Raw genomic sequence first — 24,960 nt, forward strand, 5'->3', positions numbered from 1 at the left:
GCTCAACCGGTCATTTTGCTGGCCCTCTCCGTATCGGATATTGAGGCGCCGAGATTACGACCAATTCGGCGGGTTTCCAGAAAACCTACTGACGCATAAATGAAAATCGGAACTTGTCGATCCACGTCAGAGACCACTGACGAGGCGGGAATCCTGTAGAAAAGGACGACCGGCATGACGCGTCGAATCATGTCGACAAACAGTTTCAAAGATGATGATGGCCATGTCGGTGCGTTGCCGTACCGAGCGGAAACAACTGCGGCAGCGCCAGCGCGGCGTATGCGTTCGTTATCGAACAGACAGATCCCGTCAAGGGGGTGAAACTCCTTCCATCGACCCAAACCACAGTCATCAATAGCACCCACGCTGACGTAGGAGGAGTGCATGGCGCCCGCCCTGCACGCACCCCCGTCAGATCCGGAAGGAGTGACCATGTCGACTATCACCACCATTAATCCCGCGACCGAAAAAGCCATTCAGAGGTACGACGTCATGACCGAAAAGGACGCGACGGAGCGACTCGAGGCCTGCCATGCGGCGTTTCTGCAATGGCGCGAACTGACCCATCAGGAACGGGCCCCCTATCTCAGGAAGATCGGACAGAAATTACGCGACAATGCCGATGAGTTGGCTTCCTTGATGACCAACGAGACCGGCAAGCTCCTGAAGGATGGAAGGGGCGAGGTCGAGCTCTGTGCGGCACTCTTTGATTACGCCGCTGAAAACGGACCCGCCGCGCTGGCCGATGAGGAGCGTGCGCAGGGTCTCAACGGCAAGCGGGGCGTTGTCAGCTATCAGCCTATTGGCGTCATCTATTCGATCCAGCCCTGGAACTTTCCCATCTACCAGCCGGTTCGTGTGCTGGCGGCAAATCTGATGGCGGGCAACGGCTGTGTTCTGAAGCACGCCAGCATTTGCACGGGGTCGGGCCTGCGCCTGCGGGAATTATGCATCGAGGCCGGCCTGCCCGAGGACCTGTTTCAGGTCATCGTGATCGACCACGACACCAGCGACAAGCTGATTGCCCATCCCAAGGTCCGCGGTGTCACGCTGACCGGCAGCGACGGCGCCGGGCGCCACGTCGGCGCAGTGGCCGCCAAGGCACTGAAGAAGACCGTGCTCGAACTGGGGTCGAACGACGCCTACCTGGTGCTGGATGATGCCGACATCGAAACCGCCGTGAAATTTTCAGTCATGGGGCGGCTGTACAACAACGGAGAGACCTGCATCTCCGCCAAGCGCTTCATCGTGACCGACAAGGTCTATGACGACTTTGTCGAAGCTTTCGTCGCTCAAATGCAAGGCATCAAAATGGGCGATCCCACGGATAAAGATACCCAGCTTGGGCCGCTTTCAAGCCAGGACCAGTTTGACACGGTCAAGGAACAGGTAGACGCCAGCGTCGCCAAGGGGGCAAAAGTCCTCTGCGGTGGCGAAGTGCCTGACCGCACGGGTGCCTATTATCCCTCCACGGTGCTGGCAGAGCTCGCGCCCGGAATGCCGGCCTACGACGACGAAATCTTCGGACCTGTCGCCTCAATTATCCGCGCCAGGGATGACGAGGACGCCATGCGACTGGCCAATGAAAGCCGCTATGGTCTGGGCGGCGGGATCTTCTCAAAAGACGAGGAACGTGCCCTGAAGCTGGCTCGCGATTACTTCGATACAGGGATGATCCGCATCAATTCGTTCGGAGCCGCTGATCCGAATATGCCCTTTGGCGGGGTCAAGAACTCCGGATACGGACGGGAACACGGCGGCTTTGGCATGAAGGAATTCGTCAACGTGAAGTCGATTTTCCTGCCGTGATCATCCCTGGCGCCGGTGTAACACCCCGCTCGCAGCCCTCAATCATTCGTATTCACAGGAGAAAAAACCATGTCAGAAATCAATGGCAAGGTCGTCATCATTACCGGTGCCAGCAGTGGTCTCGGTAAAGCCACCGCCCACCGCCTGGCCAAGGGTGGCGCAAAGCTGGTGCTTGCTGCCCGGCGTGAGGAACGGCTCGTGGAGTTGCGTGACGCGATCACGGAGCAGGGTGGTGAAGCCATCTACCAGGTCACCGACGTCACTGACCGCGCTCAGCTCGAGTCGCTGGCCAGGGCAGCGAAGGAAGCCTATGGTCGCATCGACGTACTGGTCAATAACGCCGGCCTGATGCCACTGTCGCCCCTTGATGAGCTCAAGGTCGACGAGTGGGACCAGATGATCGACGTCAACATCAGGGGCGTGCTCTACGGCATCGCCGCCGTGCTGCCCACCATGCGCGAGCAGCATGTCGGCCACATCATCAATCTCTCGTCGGTCGCTGGACACAAGGTCTTTCCTGCGTCCGCGGTCTACTCCGCGACCAAGTATGCCGTGAAGGCGCTTTCAGAAGGTCTTCGCCAGGAAGGCGACGGGGAAATCCGCTCCACCAATATTTCGCCAGGAGCCGTGGCGACCGAGTTGACCAGTAAAATCAGTGACCCCGAGACCGCCAAGGGTGTGGATGAGATGTACGAGATGGCCATTGACGCCGACGCGATTGCGCGGGCGATTACTTACGCCATCGAACAGCCGGCGGATGTTGATGTGAATGAGATTATCATCCGGCCAACCAAGCAGCCGCTCTGACCAGGCAGGCGTAATGGTTAACCCGGCATTGGAGAGGCCAAGGCCAGCGCTTGAGCCAGTTGCTGCAGTTCATCCGAGCACTCAAGGCCATCCAGGAATCGCTGGTGTAGTGGCCGGGACCGCTGCGGGGTGGTGTAATCGTCAATCCAGTCACCATGGGTGCGACGCAGGTCCTGCAGGTCGTAATAGCAGTGGGGCCCAATGCCCAGGGCTTCCCCCACGAATGCGCCCATAATGGCGCCCGTTGCACGGTCTTGCCGACTTTGACTCATCCTGGCCGATGCCTCTCTGCCTTGTGCGAGTGAAAACTCATTCCATTGTGTGCCGAGCCGCTCAGTGGGAAGTGTCTGTGAAGTATTCGCGGGTACCCTGGCGCTCCATGGCATCGCTTATGCGGCCGATGGCCTGCCTGTACGCTGCGGACCGCAGCGTTGTGTTGCCTTCCTCTGCGCTCTCGAAACAGGCGTCGGCCTCGCGGCCCAGGCGCTCTGACAGCCGCTGGTTGATCTCCTCTTCGGACCAGGTATCGCCCATGCGGTTCTGCACCCATTCCAGGTGGCTGACGATCACCCCGCCGGCATTGACCAGCACGTCCGGAAGCACTTGCACGCCGCGCTCTGCCAATGTGCGATCGGCCGCGCTACTGACCGGCCCGTTGGCGATTTCCAGAATGGCCCGCGCCTTCACGGAGTCCGTATTGTGCTCTGTGATCGCGTTTTCCATTGCGGCCAGCACCAGCACATCAACGTCGAGCGCCAGCAGTTCATCATTCGTCAGTTGGTCGGTTTCAGGTTCCTCGCAGACCGAGGTATCGCAATACACCATGCCCTTGAGCTCACGGGTTTCGTTCTTGTGTTGCCAGACCGGGACGGGATCAAGTCCGTCCGCAGAGTGGATGGCGCCTCTGGAATCCGACAGCGCGACGAGGTTATAGCCGCGCTCGTGGGCAAGTCTGGCGAAGTGGTAGCCGGCATTACCGAAGCCCTGGACCGCCACTTTAAGGTCATTCGGCGCTTTGCCCTGGCGCTCGGCCCACAGATCCAGCACCTGCAGCGCACCGCGTCCGGTGGCTGCGATGCGTCCGTTGGAGCCGCCCAGTCCCAGCGGTTTGCCAGTGATGGCGGCCGGAACCTGCCGGCGTTCGATCTGGGCAAATTCGTCGCTCATCCATCCCATGATGGTTTCGTTGGTGTTGACGTCCGGCGCAGGTATGTCGCGATCGGGTCCGATAACATCGTAAAACGCGCGAACATAGCCCCGTGACAGGCGTTCCAGCTCCTGCAGGGAGAGCGTCTTGGGATCAACGCAGACACCGCCCTTGGCACCACCGAAGGGCAGATCCACCACCGCGCACTTGATCATCATCCAGAAGCTGAGCGCTGTCACTTCCTCCGCACTGACGTCAGGATGAAAGCGAATACCGCCCTTGGTGGGCCCGCGGGTATTGTCGTACTGGACGCGCCAGGCCTCGAAAAACTGCAAGGAGCCGTCGTCCATGCGGACCGGGATATTGACTTGCACGGTCTGCATCGACAGCGCCAGTCGCCGGCGTACATCGTCGGAGACGTCCAGTTGATCGGAGATCGCGTTCAGGTGGTCGTGTTCACCGAAAGGCCTGGACGTTGATTGACTCATGGTTGTCAGTACTCCTTTGTGAACCGATGGTGGTCTCGGAAGATTCTCGTCGTTAAGGCTTCGTCCGGGTAATTCGCTGCCCGCCGCGTGATCACTGTCAGCCGCAAGCACTTTTAGAGCCAGCGGGATAGCCGCTCACCGCTGCACTCCCGCCAGCACTCCTTCCCGCACCCCCTCGGCCGGCGAATCAGGGTTACCCTGCAGCGAGTGAATAATCGGGCACTGCTGTGGGTCCTCACTACACCGGCAACGCTCCACCAGGTTATCCAGCGTGAGTTCCATCTGTCGAAGGCCGGCGATCTTGCGGCGTACATCATCCAGCTTGTGCTCGGCCAGGGCCCGGGCCTCGTCGCAATGGGTGCCGTCGTCCAGCTTCAGCAGTTCACAAATCTCATCCAGGCTGAAACCCAGCCACTGGGCCGAGCGGATGAAGTGCAGCCGCGCCAGTGCTGCCTCATCATAACGCCGGATGCCGCCGTAGGGCTTTTCCGGAACCGCCACCAGCCCCCGCCTCTGGTAATAGCGAATGGTTTCCACATGGGTGCCGCCGCGCTTTGCGAGGGTGCCGATGGTCATGGACGTTGTGGTCATGGCTGTTGATTCCGTAGTCAGGTACGGAAGTAAGCTTAGACTCCTGACCCGCATCTGGCTACCGAGCGACCTTATGAAAAATCCGGACTCAATGAGTGACAAACACCCACATATTGCCGTTATCGGAAGCGGTGGCGCCGCCATGGCGGCGGCGCTGAAAGCGGCGGAGCGCGGTGCCCGCATTACTCTGATTGAACGGGGAACCATTGGCGGCACCTGTGTAAATATCGGCTGTGTACCCTCAAAGATCCTGATTCGAGCGGCTCATATCGCGCACCAGCGCGGTGAAAGCCCGTTTGATGCCGGCCTGAGCGCCCAGGCGCCGGAGGTAAACCGCCCCGCAATGCTTGCGCAACAGCAGGGCCGGGTCGGGGAACTGCGCAATGCCAAGTACGAGGGCATTCTGCGGGACCATCCGGACATCACGGTATTGCAGGGCGACGCCCGGTTTCTCGATACCCGGAGCCTGTTGGTCCGATCGAGTGACGGCGGTGAGCAAACCGTTCACTTCGACCGGGCCCTGATTGGCACCGGCGCCCGACCTGCGATACCACCGGTGTCCGGTCTTGCCGAGACGCCCTACCTGACGTCCACCAGTGCGCTGGTCCTGGAGGAGATTCCCCGCAGGATCATGGTTATCGGTGCCTCGGCCGTCGCAGTAGAACTGGCCCAGGCCTTTGCCCGGCTGGGCAGCCAGGTCACGGTGCTGGCCCGAAGCCACCTGCTATCACGGGAAGATCCAGCGGTCGGGGAAGCCGTGGAGGCGGCGTTCCACCGCGAGGGCATCGAGGTGCTCAGACAAACCGAGGCAAGCCGCGTGGACTACCTCGACAATGAGTTTGTGGTGGCCACCGATGCTGGTACTTTGCGGGCGGATCAGTTGCTGGTCGCCACAGGGCGCACCCCGAATACGGACAGCCTTAACCTGGAAGCGATCGGCGTGGAAACCCGGGGCGGCAGCATTATCACGGACGATCATATGCAGACTACCGTGCCGGGCATCCATGCCGCTGGTGACTGCACCGACCAGCCCCGGTTTGTTTACGTCGCGGCGGCAGGAGGCAGCCGGGCAGCGGTGAATATGACCGGCGGCGACGCCACCCTCGACCTCAGCGCCATGCCAGTGGTGGTCTTTACCGACCCCCAGGTGGCCACAGTTGGCCTGACCGAAGCCGAGGCCATCAGCCAGGGCCTCAAAGTGGACACGCGCTTCCTGGACCTGGAAAACGTGCCGCGGGCGCTGGTGAACTTCGACACCAACGGCTTTATCAAGATGGTGGCGGAACAGGGTTCCGGTCGATTACTGGGCGTGCAGGCGGTAACCGGCGAGGCGGGTGAGCTGATCCAGACAGCAGTGATGGCAATCCGGGCACGCATGACGGTGCAGGAAATCGGTGACGAGCTGTTTCCCTACCTCACCATGGTGGAAGGACTGAAGCTCTGTGCCCAGACGTTTACCAAAGATGTTAAGCAGTTGTCCTGCTGCGCGGCCTGACCACCCTGATGCCAGTTACTGCTACCCTTGACATCCGGGGCGGTGGCAAACAGCTCTGACATGACGCACCGACGGACGCGCCCGCTTCGTGCCTCACACCGCCTTCCACGACCCGGAATCCGGCACCCGAACCGCCAGCGTATCCAGCACCACGATCATCAGGTTGGACGGCCACCGTGTACCGCGGCCAATCGCCTGGGGACGGCGAGCCGCAAAGACCTCCCACAGGGCCATGATGACCAGCACGGACAGGAAAAAGCCAGCCCGGATCACAGGTTCATGGGCAAGCAGAGTGTCGGCCATGGCAGTGCCTCGCCTTAGTGGACCGGCAGGCCGGCGGCTTTCCACTCGGGAAAGCCTTCGTCAAAGCGCCTGACCTGGTAGCCCAGCGCCCGCAGTCTCTGGACCGCCTCATGGGACAGCACGCAGTAGGGCCCCCGGCAGTAGGCGACGATTTCCCGGTCCTTCGGCAGCTCATCGAGCATGGCTTCCAGCTGCTCCAGTGGAATATTGATGGCATCGGGCAGGTGCCCTGCCTCGAACTCATCTTCCGGGCGCACATCAAGCAGGGTAACGGAGCCACGCCGGAGCCCGGACAAGAGCTCATCCTGCGAGATGGCCTCCAGGGCACCATCGGAGTTGTCTTCAGCAAACAGCCGGCTGACCAGCCGCTCCATTTCCGCAAGATTGGTTTCCGCCACATCCCGCATCAGGCTTAACAGTGTCACGATGCGCTGATCCGTCAGGTGGTAGATCATCTGCTTGCCAGATCGGTTGGCAGTCACCAGCCCCCCCCTGCGCAGATGCTGCAGATGGGCGGAGGCATTGCCGACGGTCAGGTCGGCTGTGGTGGCAAGGGTCTCCACCGCAGCTTCCCCCTGCGCCAGACGTTCCAGCAGAGCAAGCCGGTGGCCGTTACCCAGGGCTTTGCCAACCTGGGCCAGGGTGTCGAGAAGATCCTGTCGGTCTGTCATCGTTTTCTGTCTCTCCAAAGCTTCCGGGGAAGCGTCACGCAAGAAGCAAGAACCTGAATATGGACTGAACTTGACAGGCTGCTATATTCTTATATTCTACCATTTAATAGAATGATGGCAAGACAGGAATGGAGATACCACTATGAAGGCGCTGATTATCATCAATGATCCCCCTTACGGCACCGAGCGGCTCTATAACGGATTACGGCTGGCCCACGCCCTGATCAAACAGGAATCCGAAGTCACGGTGTTCCTCATGGGGGATGCCGTTGCCGGGGCCAAAACCGGACAGAAAACACCGGATGGCTTTTACAACGCGGAACGCATGCTCAAGCGGGCCGCCATCAAGGGGCAGGTATTGCTCTGCGGCACCTGCATGGATGCCCGAGGGCTTACTGAAGATGAGATCGTCGAGGGGGCCGAACGCAGCACCATGGATGCCCTCGCCGAGGCCACCCTGAACGCCGACAAGGTGCTGGTGTTCTGAATTCGCCCTATCCAAGGAGCAAGACTTTCATGGACCCCTTCCATCTGGAAAAACGCAATGTAGCCATCCTGGTGGTCAGCCAGACCCTGTTCATGGTGGCGGCCATCACGGTGATGACACTCAGTGGCGTAGTGGGGCAGCAACTGAGTCCCGAGCCCGGGCTGGCAACCCTACCCATCGCCGTCATGATGCTGGGCACGGTGGTGTCCACCCTGCCAGCCTCCCTGTTCATGAAGCGGGTCGGCCGTCGTCGCGGGTTCATGACCGGCGCCCTCATGGGTGGTGCCGCCGGCGGCCTGCTGAGTTTCACCGCCATCGGGCTGGAATCTTTCTGGCTATTCTGTCTCGGCAGTTTACTGCTGGGCCTGTACCAGGGGTTTGCCATGTACTACCGGTTTGCGGCCGTGGACGTTGCCAGCCCGGCCTTCCGCGGCCGGGCGATTTCCTTCGTGCTGGCCGGGGGCGTGGCCGCTGCCTTCCTCGGGCCATGGAATGCCAGCATGGCAACCGGACTGATCGCCGGTGTTCCTTCCGGGGGCCCGTACCTGGTGATTGCCATTCTCGCCCTGCTGGCCATGGGCCTGCTGAGCCAGCTGAAGGTTCCTCCCGGTGGTGAGCCACAACCCGGCGAGACCACCCGCCCCATGAAAACCATTGCCGGGCAACCCGCCTTTCAGGTTGCCGTCGTCGCCGGAGCCATCGGTTACGCGGTGATGATACTGGTCATGACGGCCACGCCACTGGCCATGCGCGCCCGGGGCTTCGAGATGGGTCAGGTTGCCTTCATCATGCAGTGGCATGTGCTGGGCATGTACGCTCCCTCCTTCTTCACCGGCAGCCTGATTGCCCGTTTCGGTGTGGGTCGTATCCTCCTCGCCGGCAGCATCCTGCTGGCGGGTACTGTTGCCATCGCGGTCTTTGGCAACACCCTGGCCCATTTCTGGTTTGCCCTGGTACTGCTCGGTATCGGCTGGAATTTCCTGTTCGTGGGCGGCAGTACGCTGTTATCCACCACCCACTCCGAAGCGGAGCGGGGCAAGGTTCAGGGGGTCAATGACCTGTCCATCTTTTCCCTGGTAGCAGTGGGATCTCTGATGTCGGGCTCACTGTTGCACCACCTTGGTTGGGAAACACTGAACCTGATGATGCTGGTGCCCATAACCCTGGTTGTGCTTGCCATTGTCTGGTTGCGGATGAACTCTGCTCACCTGACGTCCGAAAGGATCGCCGGTTTGAGCGACTCCTGAAGCAAAAGCCCGGCCCCCACTGAACCTCGAAAGGGTTTCAGGACTTCAGCCATTCCAGTGACCGATAGTCGAAGCCCTGGGCAATCGTGGGCTTGATCACTTCGAAATAGGGTGAGGCATCAAAATCCCGTGGCGCAAACAGGGAGTGGTGTCGAATCCGGTAGATTTCCCGCTCGCACTCCCGGCACCGGGGATCGTTCGAGGGCAAAGAGAACACTTCGGGCAGGATGGGATAACGGATCTGCTGAAAACCCTCGGCTATGAAGGACGAACAGATCGCCCGGGTGGGATCGCCACTGCCAAGTGCCAGCATTCTCCGGCGATACCGCGCCGGCACTGGCGGGGTGGGGAAAAGGTAGCGCGCCAGGTCAACGATATTCTTGAGATCGTACTGGTGGCCAAGGCGTTCGCGGGAATACGCCGTCAATGCCTTCAGATCCTCCGCCTCAAGATCCACCGCACGACAGATACGGGTATGGCTATGCCGATAGAAGGATAACGGGATGGCGCGGATACCCTCCTCCAGGTCTGCCTCCACCAGCGTGTTCTGCTCTCCGTTTCGACTCTGCCCCATGGCCGCCTGATCACCCAGATAAAGGGCTGCATGGGACCAGGTGGACTGGGTCAGGTACTTGATAGCCACGCTGACCCGGGTATCGCCCTCCACCAACAGTACGTCTCCCGGCCTGATAGTGGCCACCAGCGCTTCCCAGGTGGAGGTACTGACGGAGAAATTTGCCACAGGTTTGGACAGGTATCTGGCGAGGGCTTTGGAGATCCAGTTGAACATGGGTACGGCTCTTGTTGTTGGTTATGGCGAATAACAGGCGCAAATCCGTTCACTGACACATAAAACAGGTCTTCATTACACGGCGTCAACCCGATTTTTTATGAACAAGTTCAACAAATTATCTCATCGTTACGGCCGTAACAACCATGGCCTCAGCGGGTCTATTATCCGAACTCATTGAGAGACGGCAACAACGCCGAAAGGAGAAGACACCATGAGCCATACCATCACATCCAGAAAGTTCGCCGCCATCCTCGCCGGCCTGGTACTGACCGCCACGGCTTCTGTTGGTCACGCCCAGCAGAAGTGGATGGAACAGGTACTTGAGCAGACCATCCAGGAGCAAATTGTCGCCAAAGAAGAGAGGGCCAAGGAGCAGGCAGGTGAGCAAGGCAAGGCCACTGAGACTGCTGATGAAAGCCTCAGCCCTCAGGATGCCGCACCGGCGGATATCGACATCTCCGATCTTTACGATGGCGCGGGAAACTCCCGCATTTGAAATGCTGACCTGAAAGGTCAAGTCCCCACAGGCCCCATTCTCGCGAGTGGGGCCTTTTTGCCGTTGCCAGCATCTCATCAGGGCTATGCTATATTTTGAATGCTTGCTCAAATAAACGGGAACCGGACCTCGAATCAACCGTCCTACTGACAGGAAAATACTCGATTATAAACCGGGACACACAACGGACTATGGACATGCAGACAGCACAGAGCATCGATGAAAGCGATCTGGTCTCCGCCCTCAAGGCCGGAGAGCAGCGAGCCTTCCACCAGGCCGTGAGGAACTACTCACCCGGCATGCTCGCCGTGGCCCGCTATTACCTCGACCGCTCCAGCGCCGAAGATGTGGTTCAGGAAACCTGGGTCAATGTCGTGGAAGCCATCCAGAAGTTCGAAGGCCGCTCCGGGCTGAAGACCTGGCTGCATCGCATTGTTGCAAACCGCTGCAAGAACCGGCTGCGCACCGCCAACCGGGAGGTATCCAGTGAATTTGGTGAGGAGCTGGAACCCGGCATTGCCGACCGTTTCCAGTCCGGGGGGCGCTGGGCGACACCGCCAAAGCTGAGGTTCGAGGAACACGCCGAATCCCTGATGGAAAACGAGGCCCTCAGCGACTGCCTCGACAAGCATCTTTCCGCGCTGCCGGAACAGCAGCGCTCCGCGGTCATGCTCTACGAGGCCCACCAGCATAAAGCAGAGGATGTGTGTAACATTCTCGATATCAGTGCGTCCAATTTGAGGGTACTGATTCACCGTGCCCGCCAGAAAATTTACCTGATGGTAGAAGACTTCCAGGAGACCGGCGAATGCTGATGTGTCGAGATCTGGCCAGAATTGGCAGTGATTACATTGACGGACAACTCGGAGCCACGGATGCCATTTCCGTGAAAATGCATTTGCTGATGTGCAGGGACTGCCGCTCTTTCATCGGAAATCTGCGAGAAAGCGTTCGCCTGATAAGGGGCCACTCGGATTATCGTATGGACGAAGAGTACGCCCGACAGCTGGACAACGCGGTGGACGAAGCGCTGGAGAGCCGGGGCAGAGGGTAAGGCGCCGCACCTGCTTTATAGCGCCGCCTTTACCGCTTCGGGCAACGAGTCCGCCATGGAAGTGGGCTTACCCATCAGTGGGTGGAAAATCGTATCCTGACGCCTTACCCACACACCATCCAGCCCTGCCTGCATGGCGCCGTGGACATCCCATGCATGGGCGGCAATCAATGTTGCCTCTGCCGGGCTGACGCCAAAGGTTTGACAGGCCTCCCGGTATACATCGGACCGCGGCTTCCAGATCTGGTAATCCTCGATGGAAATTACGTCATCCACCAGCTCGGTCAGGCCTGCACCAGCCACCAGTTTCTCGGTGTTGGCCCGGGAGCCGTTGGTCAGCAGCACGGCCCTGGCGCCAGCCTGATGAACGGACTCCAGGGCGGCTTTCACATCCGGATGGGCAGGCAGTTCGCCAAAGACGGACAGGATATCCTTCACTGCGCTGTCGACATCCTGGTGGCCCTTGCTCTCAAGTAGCACCCGCAAGGTGCCCTGCGCGATCTCGGGGAAGGGTTTGAAAACACCGGCGGCTGACAGGGCAAACGCGTCCCGCAACAGCTGTGCAAAGAACAGGTCAGCACTCTCTTCCGGGGCACCGTTGCGCAGGAACCGGTCCTTCAGTGGCGCCAGGGAAAATAACGTTTCTATCACATCAAACAGAATGACTCGTGAGGTCATGGCGTGCGCTCTCCAATATGTAAACCCATGGAGGCAGGCAGGAACCGTAAGGCGGGCAGGTGTCCGGCTCTCCAGGTGCTGTGCAGTCAGTGTGACTCACCGACACCGGAAGAGCACGGATGTTACAGCCGGGGAGTAAACAACTAGCGAAGATCCGGGTTCAGGGTATAGGTGGCGGTGACACGGTCGCTGGCCAGCACATGCCCTTCCATGGCCTTGCGCACGGCGTCGCCATCGAATTCCCCCGTCAGACCCAGGGACTCCACATCGAGTGCATAAACCTCGTAGTGATAGTGGTGCACCAGCTCATCATTCCAGGGTGGACAGGGCCCATCGTAGCCCGCATAAGTGCCGGCCATGTCGGGGTTGCCAGCCAGGAACTGGGTGAAGTTGTTGACACCCCTGATACCAATAGGGCCGGGACCGGGTTCCTTGCCCTTGGGGCTGACGCCGTCACTGTCCTCGCCTTCCGGAATACGGTTGATGGAGGCGGGAATATCCACCAGCAGCCAATGGAAAAAATCCACCCGGGGAATATCCTTCGACACGGTTTTGCCCTCCTGGTTGGCATCGTCGGCCACACTGGGCACATCGGGATCGTACATCACCACGGCAAAGCTCTTTGTGCCCTCCGGTGCATCTTCCCAGCTGACATCCGGATTACGGTTGGGGCCGAAGCTCATGTGGTCTTCTTCACTGTAGACACCAAACGCAAATTTCTCGGGGACCGGCTGCCCCTCGGTAATGCCGTTCACGTGAACCTTCATGGTCTGCTCCTGTTGGCTTTCAGAAATACTCCCCGGTTTTAGCAGTTGCGTACCGGACTTGTCCAGATCAGCGGCGGCGACCGCCACGCCACCATAAAGGCATCAGCGTCATCACCAGCAGCACCAGTGCCGCCGCAATCACTGTCCATACCGGGTGCACATCCAGTGTTTGCCCCAGGCCGGCGAACACGAAGGTCATCGGCAACATACCGACCACCGAGGCCACCAGGAACCGCAGCGCGGCGACGGAGGTCAGACCTGCGGCATAGCTGATCAGGGCAAAGGAAAACAGCGGCACCAGACGGGTAAACAGGATGCCCCAGAACAGGGATCGCTGGGGCGCATCCTCGGCGAAGACCGGATGCCCGGACAACTTGCGACGAAAATAATCGCGGGCCAGCACACGGCTGGTCCAGAACGCCACCATGGCCCCCACGGAGGCACCGGTCACTGCGATCAGTGTGCCCGGAACCATGCCAAAGGCAAGCCCGGAAGCGGCGCTTACCGGCAATGTCGGGATGGGACCCACCACCACTGCCAGTATCATCAGCAATACCAGTAACACCGGTCCCCAGGGGCCTTCCTGCTGAAGCCAGGCCGCCAGATTCGCGGGAGACAGGGAGGTCGGTGCCCCCAGAGCCATCAGGACTCCCCAGATCCCGGCCAACAGCAGGGCCAGACCGGCGACGGCCAGTACCCGGATCATCAGCTTCTGGCGTTGCAGGGGTTCCAAAACGGGTTGTGCTCCGGCAAAAAACAAAAATGGCGCGCTACTATAACCGTAACGCGCCGGAAGGGTAAGGAACCCTGCGTCAACCATCGAGGATCACTGCTCACTGGTTGGACGCCCAGGGCGTCAGGAAATTACACCAGCATCAGGAATTCTTCTTCCAGGCAAACTTCTCCTTGCTGTATTTGATCGATCATTCAAGTTATGGTGTGTTCAAATTCTGAACGTTGACGTTTAACCATGCCCAGAGTTGCAAAGTTTGACCGAAACAAGGCCCTGGAAGATGCCGTACGCCTGTTCTGGGAGCGGGGTTACAGCGGCACGTCCATGAAACACATCGAGAAAGCCCTGGATATGCGGCCCGGCAGCCTGTATGCCACCTTCGGCAACAAGGATGGTCTGTTCCGGGAAGCGCTGGATATCTACGCCGGCCGTATGTCGCAATCCATGGCTGAATCCCTGGAGGATTCGGCGACCATCATGGACGGCATTTTTGCCTATCTGCGCTCACTGACGGTGCAGATGACCGCCCCCGACTCCCCGGCGCGGGCCTGCCTGGTGGTGAAAACCCTGCTGGAAGTCACCGAGGAGCAGGAGGAGCTCAGGGCCCTGGTCAACAAGCGCCTGCAGGCCGTCGAGGACTACCTCGTGGAGCTGCTGGAAACGGCACGGGCGCAGGGTGAGCTAAAACCGGGAGTCGACAGCCGCCGCCTGGCGCGCCTGATTCAGGCCCAGATCATGGGGCTGAGGTCACTGGCCCAGCGGGATATTGATGCCGAGCACGTGAAAACCCTCACTGAAGACATTATCACTGCCCTTGGCGCCTTTACGCAGCCCCCTGTATCGCACTAGTCTTCCGGATCCCCTGATTCAAAAAAAGGAAAACCGCCATGACCGACGACAAACGCCGCCGCCACTCCGCTCCGGTGGTGGATGGCCTTGGCAAGTCCGCCAGCCGCGCCATGCTGAGGGCGGTGGGCTTCACCGACGACGATTTCCGCAAGCCCCAGGTAGGCGTTGCCTCCACCTGGAGCAACCTGACCCCCTGCAACATGCACATCGACGGCCTGGCCCGGGAAGCGGCCAAGGGTGCTGACGCAGCCGGCGGCAAAAGCCTGATCTTCAACACCATTACCGTATCCGACGGCATTGCCAACGGCACCGAGGGCATGAAGTACTCGCTGGTGTCCCGGGAAGTGATTGCCGACTCCATCGAAACCGTCGCCGGCTGCGAGGGTTTCGATGGCCTGGTGGCCATTGGTGGCTGTGACAAGAACATGCCCGGCTGCATCATGGGCCTGGCACGCCTGAACCGGCCCTCGGTATTCGTCTACGGCGGCACCATCCAGCCCGGCGAGAACCACACCGACATCATCTCGGTATTCGAGGCGGTGGGTGCCCACGCCCAGGGCAACATGGACCTGATCGAGGTGAAGCAGATCGAGGAAACCGCCATCCCCGGCCCCGGCTCCTGTGGCGGCATGTACACCGCCAACACCATGGCTTCCGCCATTGAGGCCATGGGTATGAGCCTGCCCGGCAGTTCCGCCCAGAATGCCGTATCCGACACCAAACTGGCGGACTGCGAAGCCGCCGGCGCTGCGGTACTGAAACTGCTGGATGAGGACATCAAGCCCTCCGACATCATGACCCGCAAGGCCTTCGAGAACGCCATCACCGTGGTCATCGCCCTGGGCGGGTCCACCAATGCGGTACTGCACCTGCTGGGCATGGCCAGCACCGTGGGCGTGGAGCTGGACCTGGATGATTTCGTGCAGATCGGAAAGAAGGTACCGGTGCTGGCGGACCTGCGGCCCTCCGGTCACTACATGATGTCGGAGCTGGTGGCTATTGGCGGCATCCAGCCGCTGATGAAAATGCTGCTGGAGCGGGGCCTGCTCCATGGCGACTGTCTGACCGTCACAGGCAGGACCCTGGCAGAGAACCTGGCGGAGGTAGACGCCTATCCTGAGGGCCAGGACATCATTCACGCCTTCGACAACCCCATCAAGGCCGACAGCCACCTGCGCATCCTGTTCGGTAACCTGTCCCCCACCGGCGCCGTGGCCAAGATCACCGGCAAGGAAGGCACCCACTTCACCGGCAAGGCCCGTGTATTCCACTCCGAGGAAGAAGCCCAGGAGCGAATCATGGACGGTACCGTGGTGGCTGGCGACGTGCTGGTGATACGTTACGAGGGTCCGAAAGGCGGCCCGGGCATGCGGGAGATGCTCACCCCCACGTCCGCCATCATGGGCAAGGGTCTGGGCAGCGACGTGGCCCTGATCACCGATGGCCGTTTCTCCGGCGGCAGCCACGGCTTCGTGGTGGGCCATATCACCCCGGAAGCCGCTGAAGGCGGGCCCATTGCACTGGTCGAAAACGGCGATACCATCACTATCGATGCGGTGAACAACACCATCGAACTGGATATCACCGACGAGGAAATGCAACGGCGTCACCAGGCGTGGCAGGCGCCCGCCCCCAGGTCGACCCGGGGTGTGCTGGCCAAGTATGCCCGCACCGTCAGTTCCGCATCCATCGGCGCCGTTACCGACCTGCCGTAGCAGCCCCGGAGCAAGGTGTTCCGTCCGGCGCCGTGCCGGACGGGATGGTCCGGCCCGGCGCATCAGATATTCTGGCGCTCAATGGTCGAGCCGGACATGTCGCTTTGCTGGCAGGGCAGCCTATCGCCAGGCCTGGTAATCCATTGATCCCCAAGTACTTAACGGTAGCGAAAGGCTTCAGTTCAACGTGGATCCGAAAGCAGCAATCAGTAACCGATAACAATCTCCACTTGCAGGCCGCCCGCTGACCCGGACGAGAATTCCATCTTGCCCTCATAACGCTGAACAACATCCAGCACGATCGCCAGCCCCAGTCCATGTCCGGGAATCTGCTCGTCCAGCCTCAACCCCCTTTTGCCCAATCGGTCCCTGGCGCTTTCCGCGACACCGGGACCGTCGTCACTGACGATGATCTGCATGTATTCACGGGTTTCCACCAGTGACAGCTCCACGCAACGGGACGACCACTTGCCGGCATTGTCGAGAAGGTTGCCAAGTATCTCGCTGAGATCGTGCTCCTCGATCGGCCAACGACGCTCCTGGGTAAGCTCGGTGGCCATCTCGAAGGATTTGTCCGGGTACAGGCGACCCAGCATCCATAGCAGATCGCGGGCCTGTTTTACCGGGTAGGCGCTTTTACCCACCTGCGGGCCCGCGAACCGGCTGCGCCGCATTTCCGTCTCCAGTTGCCTGTCGATGTCATCGAGCCTCGACGCCATTTCCCGCCTGAGGTCTTCATCGAGGGGACGGTTGGTATCCTCCAGAATCTGCCGGACTGCGGCTATGGGTGTCTTGACGCTATGGGACAGGTTGGCAAGTGCCTCCCGCGAGCGCTCCAGACGCAGATCCAGTGAATCCAGCAACTGATTGAGTTGCCTCACCAGCGGACGGAATTCGTCGGGACCATCGACGTTGATTCGCGATATTTCCCCACCCTGTAATTTCTTCAGGGCAGCCTGGAGCGACACAACCGGGCGCAAAGACAATGTTATCCCCACCCAGATACTGCCCACCAGCAGGAGGATCAGGAGAATCGAGACTATGGCCGTCCAGGCATGCAATGCGCCCTGGCTGTTTTTCAACGCCTCCATATCTTCCGCCACTATCACCACGATGGCGGTGCCTTCGACCAGAAACGACCGGCGGTAGGCGAGGATATCAGACGGTGCGTCAGCCACAGTGGCATCATGAACCCTCTCGATACCGTCTCCTTCACCAGCCAGCAGAGGCCTCAACAGGGGCGCCCACGACTCGGGAGAAAACGTCTGCCGGGAGGGTGAGGCTATCGCAAAGGCATGGTGAAACACTTCCTGGAAGTAATCACCGGTGCGCAGCGTATCAAGCCGGCCACCGGACTGATGTATCTGGTGCTCCAGGAAGGCCGCCTCGTCTTTCAACCGGCTTTCCACGAAATCCCGGGACATCCTCTCCAGCAGGGCACCATGAATAAACCAGGCCAGCGCCATCAGGGCGATACCCGCCGGCAGCAACAGGAGCAGGAGCGTTGCCCTGACGGAGCGTGGTCTAACGGACACTGGCATCAAACAGGTACCCCTGACCACGTCGGGTCTTGATGGCATCGGTACCCACCAGCTTCCTCAGCCGGCGGATGTAGGCTTCGATGACGTTCTCGCTGGGGCTGTCGTTCAGGTTGTACAGTTGCTCCATCAACTGTTCCTTGGAGAACACCTGACCGGGGCGGCTCATGAGACATCGCAGCAGCCGGAATTCCGTACCGGTCAGGCTGAACTCCCCGCCATCATCCGCTTTCAGGATCTGACGGTTCTCGTCCAGTTCGAAACGCCCGGCCTTCAGCGAGTCCAGCACCCGCCCTTCGCTGCGCCGCACAATGGCATGGAGCCGGGCAATCAGCTCCTCGGTCTGGAAGGGTTTGGCCAGATAGTCATCGGCACCGGCTTTCAGGCCGTTGACCTTGTCCTGCCAGTCGCCTCTTGCGGTCAGGATAAGCACTGGAAAGTCGGCATGATGGCCGCGCCATTGCCCCAGCACATCCAGGCCGTTGCCATCGGGCAGCCCCAGGTCGAGGATGCCGACCCGGTAATCCTCCTGCTCCCCCAGGAGCCTCGCCTCCCGGGCTGTGTTTGCAGTATCCACGCTGAACCCTGCCTTCTCCAGCTGCCCTCTGAGCCCTTCCGCCAGCAGGCGGTCATCTTCCACCAAAAGCAATCTCATTCGCCACGCATCTCCGAAGTTGGCACAAGTACCAGCCAGTGTTACTGAGCCACCTTAACTCAGCCTGAACAAAAGATAATCCGGCGTTTTCAGCAAGGATTCAGGTTACCGGGCCATGGTAGCAACCGTTTCTGGACATTGCTCAATTTCCAGAGCAAGGGGACAGGCGTTACAACGCAATCCTTGCACAGGAGAAGACGGAATGGATACCCCGGAAGGGCCGGACCGAGTCCACGGGGTGGCGGGTCTTACCGGCCTGGCACCTTACTGGGTCGAAGTGGACACCAATCTGTACGTCAGTGATGAAGGCGACGCCTCGGCCGACTTCGAGGCGGAGTATGAGCTGCTCTTCACCAACTACTGGATCCTGTCCGCCAGCTTCGAAACCCTGGTGGCCTTTTCCGAGGACCGGGAGATCGGCGTCGGCAGCAGACTGAACTCCACCGAGGTCGGGTTGCGGTTGAGCTATGAGCTGATCGACCGGGCCTTCTCGCCCTATGTGGGCGTGGTCCACGAGCGCAAGTATGGCGACACTGCGGATTTCGCCGAAGCTGACGGCGGCGGAGCCGAAGCCTGGTTTGCGGTGATAGGCGCCCGGATCATGTTCTGACAGGTATCGGATGATTCAGGTCAAGGAAGACCGTTTCTGCCCGACAGATTCCGGCTTTTTTCAGCCAGAATTCAGTTTCATGGTCTTTACTGAAGACGATGCAGATCAATGCAGATCGATGCAGATTGTCAGGAGGATCCTATGAACAAATTTACCCGTTTAATGGCGTGTTCACTTCTCGTATCCGCCCCCGTGCTGGGATTTGCCCAGGGAAATTCCGGGCAGATGCCCCAGGGTGGAATGATGAACCAGGAACAAATGCAGCAGATGCATGACAACATGTCCCGGATGCAGGGAATGATGCAGCAGATGCATGATGCCAACCCGGGCGCGGAACGCGAGCGCCTGAGGGACCAGCACATGGAATCCATGCAGGAACACATGGAGATGATGCGTGGAGGCATGATGGGGCGTGGTCAGGGAATGATGGGCGACGGCCAGGGCATGATGGGTAACGGCCAGGGCATGATGAACAATCAGGGCCAGAAGCAGTCCGGTAACTCCCGGGGAAATCGCGCCGGGGGTGCTGATATGGATTATGGGCAGCGCATGCAAATGATGGAAAATCGCATGAACCAGATGCAGCTAATGATGGAGCAGATGCTGGAGCATATGGATCGTAACCAGCGGGGCTCGCGCTGAACAACAAGCTGAGCCCCAATTAACCCGACTACCGGCATGATCCGGTTGCGCTTCAACACCCTATTCCCTGTCACTGTGCCAGGGAATAGGGTGATGCCGGTTGTTGGTCATTCGGTGTTGTTGCGGCTGCGTGACGGCGGAGCGCGATGATCACCTTTGCAAACGGATCCGGTTTTAACCTGTTGTGTTCGCAGATTTGAGGAGAAGAGGCGCAAATCCGCCGCCGGGCGTACGGAAATTGGTCGTCTGACCCCGGTAAAGCCTTGCTGCCGCCAGCAGCAGAGCGCCACGATAGGTATACAGCCGCACGTCGACCTTGAGCATCTCCCGCTTTCCATCCACTAACACCAGGCGTTCCGAGGGAGGCACCAGGGCCTGGGCGATGTAGTCGCTTTCCAGAATACGGTTGAACGTACTTTTGGTCAGTTTGCTGCCCCGATACACTCCCTTACTCCCGTGGCCTGCGACAGGTTTGAAGAACCACTGCCGTCGCTGTTGCCAGAGAGCATCGGCATTATCAGCCGTAACCAGCACGGTCCGGGGAATACCGGAGCGCAGCAATTCGGCATTCTCAGCACTCAACCCCCACCCCTGGAGAGACGCCTGATCGGACATCACCGCCAGGTTGCGCTTGTCGGCGAACAAAGCGTGGATATGGGGATTGGGGGTAATGACCGCACCTCCCTCCAACCAGGCAGTGCGCAGGGCGCTGTGCCCGGATGCGTCGAGTCCGAAATCCACCAGGCGATTGTAAACCAGGTCAATTCGCTTGCCGCCACCATATAGTGTGCCCGATTCATATCGAAAGTCAGACGGCGCGAGTATGACGGCGTCGATACCATGGCTTCGTAATGACTGCTGCGCCAGCCTGAATTCCGGATAGAGGTACTGGCTTGCAGGCTCATCATCGACGATCGCAATCCTCTCCGGCCGTCCACTGCCACGCTGGGCGCGCCATTCGCTCTCGAACTGCGCGGTTACCTCCTCATCGAAGTCTTCGGCCCCGGCCACATGCGTGGAGCCACCGCAGCACTGTGACTGGGCACGTGCCAGCATGGCATTGAGGTACCCTCCCCCGGCATTGGTATTGATCTCGATAAGGCGAGGTCCATCCTCACCAAGGTGGAAATCATAGCCCATGAAGACGCCTGCGGGGCCAGGATCGAACTGCGCACTTTGCGGAGCCCAGCCAAGTACTTGTCGCTGATAGCCGGGCAGCGCGGCAGCGGTCTCCAGGGCCTGAACCGTAGCCTTCATCTGACCCAGATCCGGAGGGGGGACGAAAACGGCGACGTCTGAAAAGAGTTGGTCCCAGGCCGGACTGGACAGAACCCCGTCGGCGTCATCACCCAACTGGTCAGCGAGGCTCCTGGTAATGGCATGTCGATCAAGAGTCACGCAACTACAGTGCTGATTCAGTCTTTCTGCTTCGGTCTTTTCTGACGAGGTATCAGTTTTTTGCAAGAACTATCCTTTTCGAAGTTCAGTCTGGTTTCAGGTCTGCATCGTTCAATAAATGCTGTTTTTCAAGCTCGTTGAAGGATACCGGCGCAGTCGATTTTTTCATTAAGTCGAGTCGACTATGCCACACGACATTAACCCGCGCATTTCAGATTGTTCTGGAGAGCCAATGCTCAAGTATCCACAAATCGACCCGGTACACGCTGGCGCAGCGTCAGGTCTGTTTCTGTTGCTCTACGGGACATTTCGTTTTACCGTCGAGTTCGTTCGCCTTCCGGACCCGCAACCGGTGCTCAGTGGCGACCAGGTCGTGAGCACTCCATCGCTGACAGCGGCCTGCCCGGGGTTTTCAGCCGAGCTGGCCCAGCACGGGAAAGGCCGACAGCATCCAGGATGCCAGGCGGGTCATCTGGCCGGTGACCACCATCACGCCCATGATCACCAGCACCGCGCCCGCCAGCATCCTCAAGTGTTGGCTCCAGCGGCTGAGCCAGCGAACGCGTTTACGAAAGTGCTCGATGGACAGCGCAGTTATCAGAAAGGGCAGTGCCAGGCCCAGCGAATAGACAGCGAGATATAACATCCCCGCTTCCGCATTGGCATGGGTCGAGCTGAGCGCCAGTATGGCTCCCAGAATGGGTCCGATGCATGGGGTCCAGCCAATGGCGAACGCCACACCCAGCAGAAAGGAGGCGGTCGGGCGGCCTCCTTCCAGGGCCTGTCCCAGGCGCCAGTCTCTTTGTAGCGCAGGCATGCTCCACCAGCCCAGCATGAACAGCCCCATAAGCACAATCAGCACGCCTGCCACCAGATTGGCTTCCTGCCGGTAGGCCATCAGCCATTGCCCCAGCAGACTTGCACTGGCGCCAAGCGCAATGAAGACCAGGCTGAACCCCAGCACAAAGCAAAGGCTCAGCCAGAAGGCCTTCAGGCGGTTGACACCATCATTGACAGCCCCACCAGTGACTACGGACAGGTAGCCCGGCACCAGCGGCAGCGTACACGGCGAGAAGAAGGACACCAGGCCGCCAAAAAAGGCGGCCGTGATGCCCCAGGTTGCCAGGTCCGGCATCATCAGTACTCGTAGCGTTTTACGCTTTCAGCACGCCCGCCGGCGGCAAAGGCCATCACGTCATAGCTGTCCTGACGACCGGTCTCCATTCCCGGAACACCGTGGGGCATACCGGGGACGGCAATGCCGATTGTCCTCTCACCGAAGGGGCGGGTTTCCGACTCAACGTAGTCAACAATATCAGTCGCCTCTACATGCCCTTCTATTACCGCGCCATCAATGAGGGCGGTATGGCATGAGGCCAGATCCCGGGGCACCTGATGCTCTATCTTGATATCGTTGATGTTGTCGGTGTTTTCCACTTTCACATCAAAACCGTTTTGCTCGAGGTGTTCGATCCACCCCCCACAGCATCCGCAGCTGGGGCTCTTGTGAACGGTTATAATCCGGTCCGCCGGAGCGGACACTGCCTGCGATGGCGTGGATTCGGCCGCTTGCAGTTTGAAGCCGATGGCAGTGACACCGATTACGAGGGCGACAAGGCCCAGAGTAGCTTGAGTTTTCATCGTTATTACCTTCGAAGTAAAGTGGTCGCTGCCGGCAACGGGATAACAACCGGATGCCGGCGCCTGAACAGCCGATCAGTTACTGATTCAATTCGCCGTCGTGATGATCAGAGTGGGTTGTCCCACTCTCGCTCTGGTTGGCACTGTCCATCATTTTCAGGCAGGCGGTATGCATGGCGGAATGGTCTTCCTCAGACATGGAAGACATCATTTCCATCATTCCCTCCATGCCTTCCATGTTGCCCATATGGCCACTCATCATGCCCATGCCACCGTGCTCGGATTGGTGAGCGTATACGGCCATACTGCCGATTGCGGCGGCCAGAACCACGGCGGCGCCTGCAAGTTTGAGTTTTGTGCTTTTCATCGGGATCTCCTTCCAGGCATGGCGGTCTCAAATCCGGACGCGGTTGAGGTATGCGCACTAGCCTGAACAGCTATGGATGTGAGGTATAAAAGCCTCAGCGTTGCTACAGCAACAAAGCGTTCAGGAGAGGAAGTCAGGAGGGGGAGTCAGTACTTCAGGAATAGGATTCTGGTAGGCCGTCCGTGCCGGTATGGCGATGAACTGGCCAGGGAGCTGCGCCGGTGCCCATAACGAGCCCGCCACCGGGCCGAATACCAACACAAAGGAGCACTGGGGAGCCGCGCTGATGCGGCACTGAGACTGCTTCGGCTCGTTGCAGTCCATTGGTACGTCATTGTCGGATTCAGCGGCACTTTCATGGTCCAGGCCGCCGCAGCCAATCGTCTCCGCCGCCACCATACCGGCATGATCACTCTGCCCGGGAACCGCGCCCACGGAGGACCCGCCTGCCAGTAGCAGAATGCTCAGAAATGCCGCGATAAGCTGACGAGCAGACATAATCGTTTCCAGACAGAACCGTCGTTTCACTGACGAAGTGAAATTGCTTCACCACCGACTGATCAGCGCCCGACTTGAGTCACTGATACCATCACCAATAATAGAACCCTTGAGCAGGTCACAGGTCAACGATATCGCAATTGGTTTTCACCGGTTTGATCCGGATCAAACCCGGGCACCATTGTCAGGAGTTGTCGCTCTGTTTCAGGTCAGCTTGTGAAAACTCCACGGAAGAGGAGGGCATCGAAGCCAGAAGTGGAGCGGGCGAAGGGAATCTAACTATGATTATTAATCAAACACTTAGAGTCTAAAACCTGGTTCGCCATACAAGCCCCGCTAAAAACGGGGGGATTACCACCCGATCGGGGCAATAGAATCGGTTGCCTAGGTCTTGATACCTAGTCTTAACCTTTCTCATTCCCTCTGGCCGCTGACCCGTACGGAGGTACCAACCCCCACCCAGTTTTTTGCAATGTTTGACCGGATCTGGCCTGCCTAACTCAATCGTCTGGCTCTACACCGTCCCTCACAGTGACGAATAAAAGCGATTTCCCTTGATCAAGCACGAAAGGAGGTCGAACTCCATCCTCACCGAAATCTACGGGAGGCCGGTACATGAATATTGTTGGTGGAAGGTTCTCACTCACCAGTCCCCCGAGTTTCAGGTTTAACTCTCTGAGGTCTCTGTCCTTGCTATAACACAAGGCGAAGCCCTCCGGATTCCGACGATCGTGGCCGGCATTCAGTCGATAGCCATACCCGTTCTGACCGATCATATCGGGTAAAGGCAATCGCTTTGAGACACTTCCTTCCCTCACATTAAAGCGGGCCATACACTGATCCCCATCGGGCGTCACAGCGGTGATACGAGTTTTGTAATCGGAGAAAACGAACGGGAGACCAATGTCCTTATGCTGCATCTCCAGCTCATAAGTGAACCCCATTTCCTCCATCGCAGTGACGGTGGCCGCGGTCATTGAGTCAGATACCCACCTCAATGCCTGCGCTTCGACGGCGTCCTGGTCATTCGCGGAGATCTCGGACTCAGGCACCCATGCAATGATAGAGTGGCGCTTGATCTGATCGGTTGGTTCAGCCATTGAGAAAAGCAGGCCCATCCCGAAAGCCGAACCAAAACTGAGATCAAGAAGATCGGGATCCATCAACGAAAATGTGTCCAGACCGATAGACACAGCATCACCCAGGCCTCGTGACAACTGATCCCGGGAAACCTCCACGTCTTCCAGTTCGTCCAGGCCGACGGATCGGGCCAGATTGTATGCCCGGCTGTGGTCAGCGTCTTGGCTGTATGGTTCGTTTATCGCTGATGATCCCGCACACCCCGATAGAAGCAGGGGAGCCAGAACTGAAAAGATGACGGCGCGCATTCGATGATCTCTTGGTGCATTTCCAAGACATGTTATCGGAATACCATAATCGCGAGACCAACCTTACCTCTATCTTTTGCAATGTTTGACGGG

29 protein-coding genes and 2 pseudogenes are annotated in these 24,960 nt (G+C 59.2%); 13 read left to right on the plus strand and 18 right to left on the minus strand.

Annotated elements, in window-relative coordinates; all coding sequences use genetic code 11:
* Positions 1-2 precede the first annotated feature (2 nt).
* Complete coding sequence (locus tag IE079_RS01775; RefSeq protein WP_189571910.1) at positions 3-386, minus strand: hypothetical protein; 384 nt, start codon at positions 384-386, stop codon at positions 3-5.
* Positions 387-432: 46 nt separating this feature from the next.
* On the opposite strand from IE079_RS01775, the gene IE079_RS01780 reads away from it, so the two are divergent.
* Together IE079_RS01780 and IE079_RS01785 are read left to right on the plus strand one after the other, a co-directional pair.
* Positions 433-1,809 (plus strand): NAD-dependent succinate-semialdehyde dehydrogenase, encoded by a 1,377-nt coding sequence (locus tag IE079_RS01780; RefSeq protein WP_189571913.1) that lies wholly within the window; start codon positions 433-435, stop codon positions 1,807-1,809.
* 69 nt (positions 1,810-1,878) lie between these two features.
* A complete protein-coding gene (locus tag IE079_RS01785; RefSeq protein ID WP_189571915.1) occupies positions 1,879-2,616 on the plus strand; it encodes an SDR family oxidoreductase in 738 nt (245 codons plus the stop codon).
* Between the two features lie 17 nt (positions 2,617-2,633).
* Here IE079_RS01785 and IE079_RS18725 read toward each other — a convergent pair whose 3' ends face one another.
* The 3 genes from IE079_RS18725 to merR form a co-directional block, all read right to left on the minus strand.
* Positions 2,634-2,888, minus strand: coding sequence for an ADP-ribosylglycohydrolase family protein (locus tag IE079_RS18725; protein WP_227712246.1), 255 nt, complete (start codon positions 2,886-2,888; stop codon positions 2,634-2,636).
* 61 nt (positions 2,889-2,949) lie between these two features.
* Positions 2,950-4,251: a Glu/Leu/Phe/Val family dehydrogenase gene (locus IE079_RS01795; RefSeq protein WP_189571917.1), complete on the minus strand. Its 1,302-nt coding sequence runs from the start codon at positions 4,249-4,251 to the stop codon at positions 2,950-2,952.
* A 135-nt stretch (positions 4,252-4,386) separates the two neighbouring features.
* Entirely contained in the window at positions 4,387-4,842 is a 456-nt protein-coding gene (merR, locus tag IE079_RS01800) for a mercury resistance transcriptional regulator MerR (protein ID WP_227712247.1), read from the minus strand.
* 73 nt (positions 4,843-4,915) lie between these two features.
* Between merR and merA the strand changes: the two genes are divergently transcribed.
* Positions 4,916-6,337: a mercury(II) reductase gene (gene merA, locus IE079_RS01805; protein WP_444543414.1), complete on the plus strand. Its 1,422-nt coding sequence runs from the start codon at positions 4,916-4,918 to the stop codon at positions 6,335-6,337.
* 93 nt (positions 6,338-6,430) lie between these two features.
* Here merA and IE079_RS01810 read toward each other — a convergent pair whose 3' ends face one another.
* Both IE079_RS01810 and IE079_RS01815 read right to left on the minus strand, forming a co-directional pair.
* Positions 6,431-6,640 (minus strand): hypothetical protein, encoded by a 210-nt coding sequence (locus tag IE079_RS01810; RefSeq protein WP_189571921.1) that lies wholly within the window; start codon positions 6,638-6,640, stop codon positions 6,431-6,433.
* 14 nt (positions 6,641-6,654) lie between these two features.
* Positions 6,655-7,311, minus strand: coding sequence for an ArsR/SmtB family transcription factor (locus IE079_RS01815; RefSeq protein WP_189571923.1), 657 nt, complete (start codon positions 7,309-7,311; stop codon positions 6,655-6,657).
* Positions 7,312-7,453: 142 nt separating this feature from the next.
* Here IE079_RS01815 and IE079_RS01820 point away from each other — a divergent pair, with 142 nt between their 5' ends.
* Both IE079_RS01820 and IE079_RS01825 read left to right on the plus strand, forming a co-directional pair.
* A complete protein-coding gene (locus IE079_RS01820) occupies positions 7,454-7,798 on the plus strand; it encodes a DsrE/DsrF/TusD sulfur relay family protein (RefSeq protein ID WP_189571924.1) in 345 nt (114 codons plus the stop codon).
* Positions 7,799-7,827: 29 nt separating this feature from the next.
* Positions 7,828-9,045, plus strand: a complete 1,218-nt coding sequence (locus IE079_RS01825; RefSeq protein WP_189571927.1) for an MFS transporter — start codon at positions 7,828-7,830, stop codon at positions 9,043-9,045.
* 37 nt (positions 9,046-9,082) lie between these two features.
* On the opposite strand, the gene IE079_RS01830 is transcribed toward IE079_RS01825, so the two are convergent.
* The gene (locus IE079_RS01830) at positions 9,083-9,835 is read right to left on the minus strand and encodes a YiiX/YebB-like N1pC/P60 family cysteine hydrolase (protein WP_189571930.1); all 753 of its coding nucleotides are present in this window, start codon (positions 9,833-9,835) and stop codon (positions 9,083-9,085) included.
* A 214-nt stretch (positions 9,836-10,049) separates the two neighbouring features.
* Here IE079_RS01830 and IE079_RS01835 point away from each other — a divergent pair, with 214 nt between their 5' ends.
* The 3 genes from IE079_RS01835 (at position 10,050) to IE079_RS01845 (ending at position 11,388) form a co-directional block, all read left to right on the plus strand.
* Complete coding sequence (locus IE079_RS01835) at positions 10,050-10,334, plus strand: hypothetical protein (protein ID WP_189571932.1); 285 nt, start codon at positions 10,050-10,052, stop codon at positions 10,332-10,334.
* A gap of 197 nt (positions 10,335-10,531) precedes the next feature.
* Entirely contained in the window at positions 10,532-11,149 is a 618-nt protein-coding gene (locus tag IE079_RS01840) for an RNA polymerase sigma factor (protein WP_189571935.1), read from the plus strand.
* Positions 11,143-11,388 carry a zf-HC2 domain-containing protein gene (locus IE079_RS01845; RefSeq protein WP_189571938.1) on the plus strand — a complete coding sequence of 82 codons (246 nt, stop codon included), beginning with the start codon at positions 11,143-11,145 and terminating at the stop codon, positions 11,386-11,388. Before IE079_RS01840 ends, IE079_RS01845 begins: the two co-directional genes overlap by 7 nt.
* Positions 11,389-11,403: 15 nt before the next feature.
* Here IE079_RS01845 and IE079_RS01850 read toward each other — a convergent pair whose 3' ends face one another.
* The 3 genes from IE079_RS01850 to IE079_RS01860 all read right to left on the minus strand — a co-directional run bounded on the left by IE079_RS01850 (position 11,404) and on the right by IE079_RS01860 (position 13,566).
* Complete coding sequence (locus tag IE079_RS01850; protein WP_189571941.1) at positions 11,404-12,066, minus strand: haloacid dehalogenase type II; 663 nt, start codon at positions 12,064-12,066, stop codon at positions 11,404-11,406.
* Between the two features lie 143 nt (positions 12,067-12,209).
* Positions 12,210-12,833 carry a YbhB/YbcL family Raf kinase inhibitor-like protein gene (locus IE079_RS01855; RefSeq protein ID WP_189571944.1) on the minus strand — a complete coding sequence of 208 codons (624 nt, stop codon included), beginning with the start codon at positions 12,831-12,833 and terminating at the stop codon, positions 12,210-12,212.
* Between the two features lie 67 nt (positions 12,834-12,900).
* Positions 12,901-13,566: a TVP38/TMEM64 family protein gene (locus IE079_RS01860; protein ID WP_227712248.1), complete on the minus strand. Its 666-nt coding sequence runs from the start codon at positions 13,564-13,566 to the stop codon at positions 12,901-12,903.
* Positions 13,567-13,803: 237 nt separating this feature from the next.
* Here IE079_RS01860 and IE079_RS01865 point away from each other — a divergent pair, with 237 nt between their 5' ends.
* Complete coding sequence (locus IE079_RS01865) at positions 13,804-14,415, plus strand: TetR/AcrR family transcriptional regulator (RefSeq protein WP_189571947.1); 612 nt, start codon at positions 13,804-13,806, stop codon at positions 14,413-14,415.
* A gap of 38 nt (positions 14,416-14,453) precedes the next feature.
* Positions 14,454-16,130: a dihydroxy-acid dehydratase gene (gene ilvD / locus IE079_RS01870; protein ID WP_189571950.1), complete on the plus strand. Its 1,677-nt coding sequence runs from the start codon at positions 14,454-14,456 to the stop codon at positions 16,128-16,130.
* Between the two features lie 206 nt (positions 16,131-16,336).
* Here ilvD and IE079_RS01875 read toward each other — a convergent pair whose 3' ends face one another.
* Together IE079_RS01875 and IE079_RS01880 are read right to left on the minus strand one after the other, a co-directional pair.
* Complete coding sequence (locus IE079_RS01875) at positions 16,337-17,671, minus strand: ATP-binding protein (protein ID WP_189571953.1); 1,335 nt, start codon at positions 17,669-17,671, stop codon at positions 16,337-16,339.
* On the minus strand, positions 17,655-18,323 hold the full coding sequence (locus IE079_RS01880; RefSeq protein WP_189571956.1) for a response regulator transcription factor: 669 nt from the start codon (positions 18,321-18,323) through the stop codon (positions 17,655-17,657). Before IE079_RS01880 ends, IE079_RS01875 begins: the two co-directional genes overlap by 17 nt.
* Positions 18,324-18,528: 205 nt before the next feature.
* Here IE079_RS01880 and IE079_RS01885 point away from each other — a divergent pair.
* Both IE079_RS01885 and IE079_RS01890 read left to right on the plus strand, forming a co-directional pair.
* A pseudogene (locus IE079_RS01885) lies at positions 18,529-18,933 on the plus strand (copper resistance protein B); the annotation flags it as partial.
* A gap of 141 nt (positions 18,934-19,074) precedes the next feature.
* Positions 19,075-19,575, plus strand: coding sequence for a hypothetical protein (locus IE079_RS01890; RefSeq protein ID WP_189571959.1), 501 nt, complete (start codon positions 19,075-19,077; stop codon positions 19,573-19,575).
* A gap of 174 nt (positions 19,576-19,749) precedes the next feature.
* On the opposite strand, the gene IE079_RS01895 is transcribed toward IE079_RS01890, so the two are convergent.
* A complete protein-coding gene (locus IE079_RS01895; RefSeq protein WP_189571962.1) occupies positions 19,750-21,039 on the minus strand; it encodes an ATP-grasp domain-containing protein in 1,290 nt (429 codons plus the stop codon).
* Positions 21,040-21,205: 166 nt separating this feature from the next.
* Between IE079_RS01895 and IE079_RS19070 the strand changes: the two are divergent.
* Positions 21,206-21,361, plus strand: a pseudogene (locus IE079_RS19070) (prolipoprotein diacylglyceryl transferase family protein); the annotation flags it as partial.
* A gap of 24 nt (positions 21,362-21,385) precedes the next feature.
* On the opposite strand, the gene IE079_RS01900 reads toward IE079_RS19070, so the two are convergent.
* From IE079_RS01900 to IE079_RS01920, 5 genes are all read right to left on the minus strand, one after another.
* Complete coding sequence (locus IE079_RS01900) at positions 21,386-22,108, minus strand: cytochrome c biogenesis CcdA family protein (RefSeq protein WP_189572913.1); 723 nt, start codon at positions 22,106-22,108, stop codon at positions 21,386-21,388.
* 2 nt (positions 22,109-22,110) lie between these two features.
* Positions 22,111-22,614, minus strand: coding sequence for a DUF411 domain-containing protein (locus tag IE079_RS01905; RefSeq protein ID WP_189571965.1), 504 nt, complete (start codon positions 22,612-22,614; stop codon positions 22,111-22,113).
* Between the two features lie 79 nt (positions 22,615-22,693).
* Positions 22,694-22,981, minus strand: coding sequence for a hypothetical protein (locus IE079_RS01910; RefSeq protein ID WP_189571968.1), 288 nt, complete (start codon positions 22,979-22,981; stop codon positions 22,694-22,696).
* Between the two features lie 120 nt (positions 22,982-23,101).
* Positions 23,102-23,479 (minus strand): hypothetical protein, encoded by a 378-nt coding sequence (locus IE079_RS01915; protein ID WP_189571971.1) that lies wholly within the window; start codon positions 23,477-23,479, stop codon positions 23,102-23,104.
* A gap of 500 nt (positions 23,480-23,979) precedes the next feature.
* Positions 23,980-24,867 carry a hypothetical protein gene (locus IE079_RS01920; RefSeq protein WP_189571974.1) on the minus strand — a complete coding sequence of 296 codons (888 nt, stop codon included), beginning with the start codon at positions 24,865-24,867 and terminating at the stop codon, positions 23,980-23,982.
* Between the last annotated feature and the right edge of the window lie 93 nt (positions 24,868-24,960).

Source organism: Marinobacter zhanjiangensis (assembly GCF_014651935.1).
Taxonomy (GTDB): domain Bacteria; phylum Pseudomonadota; class Gammaproteobacteria; order Pseudomonadales; family Oleiphilaceae; genus Marinobacter; species Marinobacter zhanjiangensis.

Bases quoted from the DNA above. Each gene is read 5' to 3' on its own strand.
- IE079_RS01775 (WP_189571910.1), bottom strand. From the start codon at position 386: ATGCACTCCTCCTACGTCAGCGTGGGTGCTATTGATGACTGTGGTTTG.
- IE079_RS01780 (WP_189571913.1), top strand. From the start codon at position 433: ATGTCGACTATCACCACCATTAATCCCGCGACCGAAAAAGCCATTCAG.
- IE079_RS01785 (WP_189571915.1), top strand. From the start codon at position 1,879: ATGTCAGAAATCAATGGCAAGGTCGTCATCATTACCGGTGCCAGCAGT.
- IE079_RS18725 (WP_227712246.1), bottom strand. From the start codon at position 2,888: ATGAGTCAAAGTCGGCAAGACCGTGCAACGGGCGCCATTATGGGCGCA.
- IE079_RS01795 (WP_189571917.1), bottom strand. From the start codon at position 4,251: ATGAGTCAATCAACGTCCAGGCCTTTCGGTGAACACGACCACCTGAAC.
- merR (WP_227712247.1), bottom strand. From the start codon at position 4,842: ATGACCACAACGTCCATGACCATCGGCACCCTCGCAAAGCGCGGCGGC.
- merA (WP_444543414.1), top strand. From the start codon at position 4,916: ATGAAAAATCCGGACTCAATGAGTGACAAACACCCACATATTGCCGTT.
- IE079_RS01810 (WP_189571921.1), bottom strand. From the start codon at position 6,640: ATGGCCGACACTCTGCTTGCCCATGAACCTGTGATCCGGGCTGGCTTT.
- IE079_RS01815 (WP_189571923.1), bottom strand. From the start codon at position 7,311: ATGACAGACCGACAGGATCTTCTCGACACCCTGGCCCAGGTTGGCAAA.
- IE079_RS01820 (WP_189571924.1), top strand. From the start codon at position 7,454: ATGAAGGCGCTGATTATCATCAATGATCCCCCTTACGGCACCGAGCGG.
- IE079_RS01825 (WP_189571927.1), top strand. From the start codon at position 7,828: ATGGACCCCTTCCATCTGGAAAAACGCAATGTAGCCATCCTGGTGGTC.
- IE079_RS01830 (WP_189571930.1), bottom strand. From the start codon at position 9,835: ATGTTCAACTGGATCTCCAAAGCCCTCGCCAGATACCTGTCCAAACCT.
- IE079_RS01835 (WP_189571932.1), top strand. From the start codon at position 10,050: ATGAGCCATACCATCACATCCAGAAAGTTCGCCGCCATCCTCGCCGGC.
- IE079_RS01840 (WP_189571935.1), top strand. From the start codon at position 10,532: ATGCAGACAGCACAGAGCATCGATGAAAGCGATCTGGTCTCCGCCCTC.
- IE079_RS01845 (WP_189571938.1), top strand. From the start codon at position 11,143: ATGCTGATGTGTCGAGATCTGGCCAGAATTGGCAGTGATTACATTGAC.
- IE079_RS01850 (WP_189571941.1), bottom strand. From the start codon at position 12,066: ATGACCTCACGAGTCATTCTGTTTGATGTGATAGAAACGTTATTTTCC.
- IE079_RS01855 (WP_189571944.1), bottom strand. From the start codon at position 12,833: ATGAAGGTTCACGTGAACGGCATTACCGAGGGGCAGCCGGTCCCCGAG.
- IE079_RS01865 (WP_189571947.1), top strand. From the start codon at position 13,804: ATGCCCAGAGTTGCAAAGTTTGACCGAAACAAGGCCCTGGAAGATGCC.
- ilvD (WP_189571950.1), top strand. From the start codon at position 14,454: ATGACCGACGACAAACGCCGCCGCCACTCCGCTCCGGTGGTGGATGGC.
- IE079_RS01875 (WP_189571953.1), bottom strand. From the start codon at position 17,671: ATGCCAGTGTCCGTTAGACCACGCTCCGTCAGGGCAACGCTCCTGCTC.
- IE079_RS01880 (WP_189571956.1), bottom strand. From the start codon at position 18,323: ATGAGATTGCTTTTGGTGGAAGATGACCGCCTGCTGGCGGAAGGGCTC.
- IE079_RS01890 (WP_189571959.1), top strand. From the start codon at position 19,075: ATGAACAAATTTACCCGTTTAATGGCGTGTTCACTTCTCGTATCCGCC.
- IE079_RS01900 (WP_189572913.1), bottom strand. From the start codon at position 22,108: ATGCCGGACCTGGCAACCTGGGGCATCACGGCCGCCTTTTTTGGCGGC.
- IE079_RS01905 (WP_189571965.1), bottom strand. From the start codon at position 22,614: ATGAAAACTCAAGCTACTCTGGGCCTTGTCGCCCTCGTAATCGGTGTC.
- IE079_RS01910 (WP_189571968.1), bottom strand. From the start codon at position 22,981: ATGAAAAGCACAAAACTCAAACTTGCAGGCGCCGCCGTGGTTCTGGCC.
- IE079_RS01915 (WP_189571971.1), bottom strand. From the start codon at position 23,479: ATGTCTGCTCGTCAGCTTATCGCGGCATTTCTGAGCATTCTGCTACTG.
- IE079_RS01920 (WP_189571974.1), bottom strand. From the start codon at position 24,867: ATGCGCGCCGTCATCTTTTCAGTTCTGGCTCCCCTGCTTCTATCGGGG.